This window comes from Streptomyces alkaliterrae, from assembly GCF_007097205.2.
Taxonomy (GTDB): Bacteria; Actinomycetota; Actinomycetes; order Streptomycetales; family Streptomycetaceae; genus Streptomyces; species Streptomyces alkaliterrae.
In genome coordinates this window covers 1-7,275 of sequence record NZ_VJYK02000282.1, presented here as the reverse complement: position 1 = coordinate 7,275, position 7,275 = coordinate 1, and the positions used below count along the sequence as shown (strand labels likewise).

Annotated in this window: 8 protein-coding genes; 4 read left to right on the top strand and 4 right to left on the bottom strand. The window is 71.4% G+C overall.

The genetic code is table 11. The features are described from left to right. Window positions 1-44: 44 nt before the first annotated feature. Both FNX44_RS21415 and FNX44_RS21410 read right to left on the bottom strand, forming a co-directional pair. Window positions 45-935, bottom strand: a complete 891-nt coding sequence (locus FNX44_RS21415) for an ABC transporter permease (RefSeq protein ID WP_143650289.1) — start codon at window positions 933-935, stop codon at window positions 45-47. After that, window positions 935-2,089 carry an ABC transporter substrate-binding protein gene (locus FNX44_RS21410; protein ID WP_143650287.1) on the bottom strand — a complete coding sequence of 385 codons (1,155 nt, stop codon included), beginning with the start codon at window positions 2,087-2,089 and terminating at the stop codon, window positions 935-937. Before FNX44_RS21410 ends, FNX44_RS21415 begins: the two co-directional genes overlap by 1 nt. Window positions 2,090-2,382: 293 nt before the next feature. On the opposite strand from FNX44_RS21410, the gene FNX44_RS21405 reads away from it, so the two are divergent. From FNX44_RS21405 to FNX44_RS21390, 4 genes are read left to right on the top strand one after another with little or no spacing between them, the layout of a single operon-like run. Continuing rightward, window positions 2,383-2,802: a hypothetical protein gene (locus FNX44_RS21405; protein ID WP_143650285.1), complete on the top strand. Its 420-nt coding sequence runs from the start codon at window positions 2,383-2,385 to the stop codon at window positions 2,800-2,802. A 38-nt stretch (window positions 2,803-2,840) separates the two neighbouring features. Continuing rightward, window positions 2,841-3,656: an ATP-binding cassette domain-containing protein gene (locus tag FNX44_RS21400; protein ID WP_323369558.1), complete on the top strand. Its 816-nt coding sequence runs from the start codon at window positions 2,841-2,843 to the stop codon at window positions 3,654-3,656. A gap of 5 nt (window positions 3,657-3,661) precedes the next feature. Next, window positions 3,662-4,954 carry a hypothetical protein gene (locus FNX44_RS21395; RefSeq protein WP_143650283.1) on the top strand — a complete coding sequence of 431 codons (1,293 nt, stop codon included), beginning with the start codon at window positions 3,662-3,664 and terminating at the stop codon, window positions 4,952-4,954. After that, window positions 4,951-5,568 (top strand): hypothetical protein, encoded by a 618-nt coding sequence (locus FNX44_RS21390; RefSeq protein ID WP_153507580.1) that lies wholly within the window; start codon window positions 4,951-4,953, stop codon window positions 5,566-5,568. Before FNX44_RS21395 ends, FNX44_RS21390 begins: the two co-directional genes overlap by 4 nt. An 80-nt stretch (window positions 5,569-5,648) precedes the next feature. Here FNX44_RS21390 and FNX44_RS21385 read toward each other — a convergent pair whose 3' ends face one another. Together FNX44_RS21385 and FNX44_RS21380 are read right to left on the bottom strand one after the other, a co-directional pair. Next, window positions 5,649-6,293, bottom strand: coding sequence for a DUF4360 domain-containing protein (locus FNX44_RS21385; protein ID WP_143650282.1), 645 nt, complete (start codon window positions 6,291-6,293; stop codon window positions 5,649-5,651). 241 nt (window positions 6,294-6,534) lie between these two features. Next, a complete protein-coding gene (locus tag FNX44_RS21380; protein WP_143650281.1) occupies window positions 6,535-7,194 on the bottom strand; it encodes a TetR family transcriptional regulator in 660 nt (219 codons plus the stop codon). Window positions 7,195-7,275 lie beyond the last annotated feature (81 nt).

Below are 7,275 nucleotides of genomic sequence, written 5' to 3'. Positions count from 1 at the left end.
CCCGTGGACACCCCGCCCGCATCCGGCCCGCGCGGCGGTGGGGGTCAGCGCAGCCATCGGGCACTCCGTCGCTGAAGGGGCAGGTATACGGCCATCACCAGGCCGGCGATGAGGATCATGTCGAGGCTCAGCGCGAGCGCCACGTTCTCCTGGCCGACCAGGACGTTCCCGGCCAGCGCGTCGGCGATCTTCAGCGTGACCAGCGGGACCGAGCCGCCGACCAGCGCGGCGGCCGTGGCGTGCGCGGCGAACGCGCTGCCGAACAGCAGCACGAAGCCGCCCAGCAGGGACGGCGTGAGCACCGGCAGTCCGACGTACCGCCAGAACTGCCAGGTGGACGCGCCGGAGTTCTGCGCGGCCTCCTGCCACTGGGATCGCAGACCGTCCATGGCCGGGATCGTCACCAGCACCATCAGCGGCGTCAGGAAGTACAGGTAGACGACGGCCAGGCCGGTGAAGGAGTAGAGGTTCCAGCCGAGCGAGCCGAGGTCGGCGAGCTGTGTGACGACGCCGGAGATGCCGAGGGTCGCGATGAACGCGAACGCCAGCGGCACCCCGCCGAAGTTGGCGAGCACGCCGGAGGCGGTGAGCACCGCGTTGCGCAGTGAGCCGGAGCGGGAGGTGACGACGGCACGGGCGATCAGCACGCCCAGCGCGCCGCCGATCAGCGCGGTCAGCGCCGCCAACTGCACACTGCCGATCAGTGAGCCCAAGTAGGGTCCCTGCAGGGAGCGTTGCAGGTGTTCGCCGGTGAACGTCGTGCCGCCGTCCGGGTCGGTGCGGGTGACCGCGCCGTACAGCAGGGCGAGCAGCGGGACGCCGAAGCACAGTCCGGTGAAGACCAGCAGCGGGAGCGCGGCGAGCCAGGTGCGCGGCCCGCGCCGTCGGCGGCCGGGGCCGCCGACGGCGGACGGGGTGGGGGAGAGCTCGGCCATCAGGAAAGTGCCTTGTCCCACTTCTCGGCGAGGGTTTCCTTTGCCTTGTCCAGTTCCTCGGAGGACGGGAAGCTCGGCTCGCCCTCGACCTTCGGCAGCTTGGCGACGAACTCCTTGTCGGCCGTGCCGGCGTCGGTCATCGCGGGCAGCAGCACCGGGCGGGCGTAGCCCTTGAGCCACAGGTTCTGGCCCTCGTCGCTGTAGAGGAACTCCATCCACAGCCGGGCGGCCGCCGGGTTCGGGGCCTCCTTGTTCACGGCCTGCGAGTAGTACTGGGCGTACACGCCGTCGCCGGGGATGGACACCTTCCAGTCGACGCCCTTGTCCTTGAACTGGTCGGCGTAGCCGGCGTTCAGGTAGTCCCAGTCGATGCTGATGGGCGTCTCGCCCTTCTCGACGGTGGCCGGGGTGGACTCGACGGGGATGAAGTTCCCGCTCTTCTTCAGCTTGCCGAAGAAGTCGATGCCGGGCTGGATGTCGCCGAAGGACCCCTTGCTGGCGAGGGCCGCCGCGTACACGCCGCCGAACGCCGAACCGGACTTCGTCGGGTTGCCGTTGAGGGCGACCTTGCCCTTGTACTCGGGCTTCAGCAGGTCGGCGAAGGTCTCCGGGCACTTCTTGATGCGCCCCGCGTCGCAGCCGATGGAGACGTAGCCGCCGTAGTCGTTGTACCAGCGGGCGTCGGCGTCCTTCTGGCTGTCCGGGATGCTGTCCCAGGCCTGCACCCGGTACGGTGCGAACAGGCCCTCCTCCGCGCCGCTGCGGGCGAACGCGATGCCCAGGTCCAGGACGTCGGGCGCGCGCTTCTGGCCCTTGCGGGACTTCACTGCGGCGATCTCGTCGGCGCTGGAGGCGTCCGGGTTCTCGCTGTTGATCTTGATCTTGTACTTCTCCTGGAAGCGCTTGATCAGCTCGCCGTAGTTGGCCCAGTCCGGGGGCAGCGCGATGACGTTGAGCCGGCCCTCCTTCTCGGCGGCGGCGACCAGTTCGTCCATGCCGCCGAAGTCCTCGACGGAGGTGGCGGTGGCGGCCTTGGCCTTGGCCTTGCCGGCGGCGCCGGTCGTCTCGTCGGGTGCGGCGCCGCAGGCGGTCAGGGTGGCGAGGGCCGCGAGGCCGGCCACGACGGCCGCACCACGGACGGAGGGTCTGTACACGTTCTCTCCCGAAGGCGATGGGGACGATCACTTGTCTGGACAAGCACCCCCATCACGCCGGGCCGGGCTGTACGCCGGGTGAACACCACGTGGCCCCCACTCCACACTTCACGGAAGACCACTCGCGGGTCGAGTCCGCGGGTCACGCGTCCGGTGGGCCCGCTGGGCGACCGCGGCGGCAACCTGCCGCGAACAACCGGGAGTTGGCGGTGCCGCAAATCACGTTGTGCGCAGTCGACCCGCTGGTAACCTCAACGTCGACCACTCACACAACAGAAAACAGGGGGAGCATCATGCGACTCACTCGTACCCGCAAGCGGAGCGCCGTCGCGGCCGGACTGACCATCCTCGCCGTCGGGTTCCCGGTGGTTTCCGCCACCGCGGCGGAGATCTCCGGAAGCCGGCTTCCGTTCTCCATCGCGGCCTCGGGCAGCGCGGAGGACAAGGACCGCTTCAAGGGGCAGTCCTCGGGCAAGGTGAAGGTCTGCGGAGACGTGCCGACCAACGACCGGAAGACCTTCAGCGGGACCGTTCGCGAGGACAAGCGGTTCATGCCCGACCCGCAGATAGCCTCGATGTCGCGCGGCTACTGGGAGTCCAAGGGCTGCGGTTCCTCCAAGAGCACCAACCGGGGCGGGACCTACTACACGACGGCCTCCTGGGCCGGAGTGAGCGGCAGCCGCGCCTACGGATACGTGGCCGCCGAGAACTGAGCGAGAAACCGAGCTGAAGTAGAGCTGAAGTAGTAGAAGTGTCTACCGATCATCGGGACGCCGGTGGCGTGTCCGCCGGGGTCGATTCGGTGGCGGTGGTCGAGGGGGCCACGGTCCGGTACCGGACCGTGGTCGCCCTCGACCGGGTGTCCCTGGGCTTCCCGGCCGGGGTCACCGCGCTGCTCGGACCCAACGGCGCGGGCAAGAGCACGCTGCTGTCCCTGCTGAGCACCGCCCGCACCCCCGACGAGGGCAGCGTGACGCTGCTCGGCGAGCAGGGCCGGGGACGGGCGCGGGTACGGCGACTGCGCGAGCGGATCGGCGTGCTGCCCCAGGCGTTCGGCTACCACCCTCGGTTCACCGTCGAGGAGTTCGTGACGTACGCGGCGTGGCTGCGCAACGTGCCGGCGGGCGACCGCGCTGGCCGGGTGGCCGACGCGCTGGCGCTCGTCGACATGACCGCGTACCGCGACCGGCGGATGCGGGAGCTGTCCGGCGGCATGCTGCGCCGCGTCGGCATCGCGCAGGCCGTGGTGAACCAGCCCGAACTCGTCCTGCTGGACGAGCCGACCGTCGGCCTCGACCCGGCCCAACGCGTCGGGTTCCGGGAGCTGATCGAGCGGCTGGGCGAGCGGTCCGCGGTGGTGCTCAGCACGCACCTGGCCGAGGACGTCGCGCACGTCTGCGACCGGGTGTCGGTACTGCTGGCGGGCCGGGTGAGGTTCACCGGCACGGTCGGTGAACTCTGCGCGCTCGCCGGTGCCGGCAAGGTCGACGGCACCGGCGTCGAGGCGGGCTATCTGCACCTCGCCGGCGGTGCCGGCGACCCCGAACCGGGCGAGGTCGGACGGTGATCCGCGTGCTGTGGTGTGAGATGCGCCGGGGCGAGGCGGGCAAGGTCGGGCCGCTGATGGGGCTGATCGGCGCGCTGTACCTCCTCCTGGAGGACCGCACGGAGAGCGACTGGATCGGCTGGTGGGCGGACACGGGCATCGTCGTCCAGCTCTTCGGCGTGATCGTCATGGGCTCGGTCATGGCGGCCACCGCGACGTGGACCGCCAGCCGCGGCCAGCGGGACCGCACCCGGCCGTGGACCGACACCGCCGCCCGCGGCGGCTGGAGCCAGGCACTGCTGATCTGGGCTTCCGTCTGGCTGTGGACGCTGCTCGCGTACGCCGTGCACGTGGTGATCGCTTTCGGCCGGACGGCCGGGGTCAGCGACGAGTTCGCGCCGGTGTGGGAGCCGTTGCTGCTGGGCGCCGCGATGTCGGCGCTCCAGATCGCGGTGGGTGTGGTGGTCGGCACGTTGCTGCCGTCCAGGCTGATGGCGCCGGTGGTCGGCGCTGTCTGGTACGCGCTGTTCGTCGCCGCCGCGTTCGCGCCGGGCTCCGGGATCGGCCGGTTCGCGCCGGCCGTCGACGAGCACTGGGCCGGGTCCCTCGTCCCCGACACCGCGCTGATGCTGTCGTCGGCGGCTTGGTGCCTGGCCGCCGCGGTGGCCGTGCTGGCGGTTCCGGCGCTGGTGCGGCGTCCGGTCGTGTCGCCGCGGCCGTGGGGTGTCGTACCGGTGGCGGTGGTCGCGCTGCTGGCCGCCGGTGCGCTGGTGACGCTGCCGGAGAAGGCCACGCCGTGGGCGGCCGCGGCGCCGCAGCCGGAGGACCCGCCGTGCGCGACCACCGGGCGCACCACCGCGTGCCTGTGGCCGGCCAACCGCCACCTCCTGCCCAGGCTGGAACGCGCCGTCGCGGACGTGGACAGGGCGCTCGGACCGCTGGAGGGTTTCAACCGGCGGCTGGACGAGCAGTGGCTCGATCCGGGCCCGGTGGCGGGCGAAGCCGGCGAGTTCGCCGTCATGACGCCCGACGTGGGCGTCCGCAGACTGAGCCAGGACCTGTTGGCCGCCGCGATGCCGCGGCCCCCGGAGGGTTGCGAACGGGAGGGGTCGAAGGCGGCCGGCGGCCTGCCGGACGACTTCCTCCTGGCGGCGGTGGTGCACCACCGCGCCCAGGCTCCGTTCGACTACTACGGCGAGGAGTTCGCCGCGGCCGTCGAGAAGGTCGTGACCGCGCCGCGCGCCGAGCAGGACAAATGGATCGGCAAGGCGGTCGACAGTGTTCGTGGCTGCGCGCCGCTACCGGGGTTGCCCCGGTGAGGCCGCTCGCGCTGTTCGTCCGGGGCCGTGAGGTGCCCCGGGCCGTGCTGTGCGGTGCGGTCGTGACGCTGGTCGCGGTCGTGCTCTCCGGCCGGGCGCTTGAGGTGCCCGACATCCGCTACCTCACGGACTACAGCGTGCCGATCGCGGCTGTCGTGCCGGTGGCCCACGCGGTTGTCCTCGGAACGGCGCTGTTCTCGCCCATGGCGGTGCTGGAGGAGGGCGCGGCGCGGTTGATGCGGGGGTACGAGTCGTTGCACGTAGTGCTGTTGACGGCGCTGGGGCTGGTCTGGACGGCCGTGCCGCTGCTCGCCGGCCTGCCGGGGCACGTGTTCGCGAGTTCGGTGCGGAACGTGGTCGGGTTCCTCGGGCTGGCGATGATCGGTGCCCGGCTGTTCGGCAGCGGTCTTGCGTGGCTGCTGCCGCTGGTCACCGCCGGGCCGACGCTGCTGCTGGGCGTCGGTCCGGACAACACGCCGGAGTTCTGGGCCTGGCCGATCCAGCCCGGCGGCCATCTCGGCGCGACGCTCGCCGCCGCCGGACTGTGGGTCCTCGGACTCGCGTTTTTCCTGCTGCTCGGACCGCGCCGAAGTGAACGCGACGAAGCACTCTAGGAGACGAAGCACTCTAGGAGTCGGCACGCCTCCGGTGTCCCCGGCCGAGGGGTCCGCGGACACCGGAGGCGGCGGTCGGGCTACTTGCGGGGGCAGGTCTTCCAGGCCAGGTGGTACTCGGTGCTGACGCTGGCGTCGGTGGAGTCCATGGCCATGAAGCTGGTGGTGGCCGGGTTGGACGAGCCGCGGTTCACGCGCAGTTCGGTGTTGATGTTGAAGTTGCGCTTCTCGCCGCAGGGCGCCCAGACCAGTTGCGCGACGTCGGTGACGTCGCTGGCCTGCCAGTTGTCGTTGTAGGCGCCGTTGAACCTGTGGTTCTTCTGGACGGTCTCGGGCATCCCCTGGAAGTAGTAGTTGGCGCGCTGCTCGCCCCACGCGCCGCGCTGGAGCGAGGCGAAGCCGCGGTAGTCGGCGCGGGCGATGGCGTAGGTGAAGCCGTGCGGGACGTGGACGCGGAGGTTGAGCTGGCAGTTCTTGCGGAAGTCGGTCGGTGCGGAGTTGGGGCCGACGTGGGCGAGGTATTCGCTGTAGGTGACGGTGAACGCGGTGTTGTCGGGGGCGACCGCGACGGCGGTCGTCCCGGGTCGGCAGCCGGAACCGTTGACGGTGGCCAGCTCGATGACGATCTTGTCCGGCGGGGCCTCGATCCCGCCGGCCGCTTGGGCGTTCGGAGCGGTGGCCAACAGCGCCAGCGCCGCTCCCGCGACGACCACAGCACGAGGCATGGCAACTCCATTCACTCGGGGGGTGTGAGCGCCGGGGCGGGTCAGGCTCCGGCGAGGCATGCACATGCCACCACGAGGTGAGGGTGTTGTGAAGACCGTGAAGGGGCGCGGAAATTCCTGACCGAAAACGCCTGGTCGGATCTCGGTCACCCGCTCAGTGGCCGAAAACCGGGGTGCCTCTCGGTGCTCCACCCGACGCCCGACGCCCGACGCCCGGCGCGCGGCGCGCGGTGCGCGGTGCTCAGTCGTCGGCGATGAGGCGGCAGGCGGTCTCGATGTCCAGGCGGACCTGCGCGATGGAGGCGCGGCCGGAGAGCCAGGTGACCAGAGCCGAGTGCCAGGTGTGCTCGATGACCCGCACCGCGGAGAGCTGATCGGCGGTGGGCGCGGAGTCCAGCCGCATGGCGTCGAGGATGATCGCCGTGGTGAGGCGGGAGACCGTGTCCACCTCGGCGCTCACCGAGCGGTCCGCGAAGATCAGCGCGCGGACCATCGCGTCGGCGAGCAGCGGGTCGCGTTGCAGCGCGCGGAAGGCGCGCATCAGCGTGTCCGCGACCCGGGCGCTGGGGTCGTCACCGGCCGGCGGGTTGCGGTGCAGGGTGCGGTGCAGGCGTTGCAACTGGTCCTGCATGGTGGCGACCAGGAGATGGATCTTGGACGGGAAGTAGCGGTAGAGCGTGCCGAGCGCCACCTGGGAGGTCTCGGCGACCTCGCGCATCTGGACTGCCTCGAAGCCGCCCTTCCCGGCCAGCTGCGTCGCCGCCCGCAGGATGGCCCGCCGTCGGGCTTCCTGCCGTTCGGTCAGCGGCGCCTCGGTGAGCGGTGCGACGCCGCCGGCGTCAGGGCCGGTGGCGGCCGGGGAGGTGTCGCGTGTGGTGCGCGGCTTGGATCGGGGCGTCATGGCGGCGGCGCTGCTCCCGGGTCGGCGGCGGTCTTGGGGCTGGACGGTCCGGAGGGGCTGGACGGTATGGGTGGGCTGGAC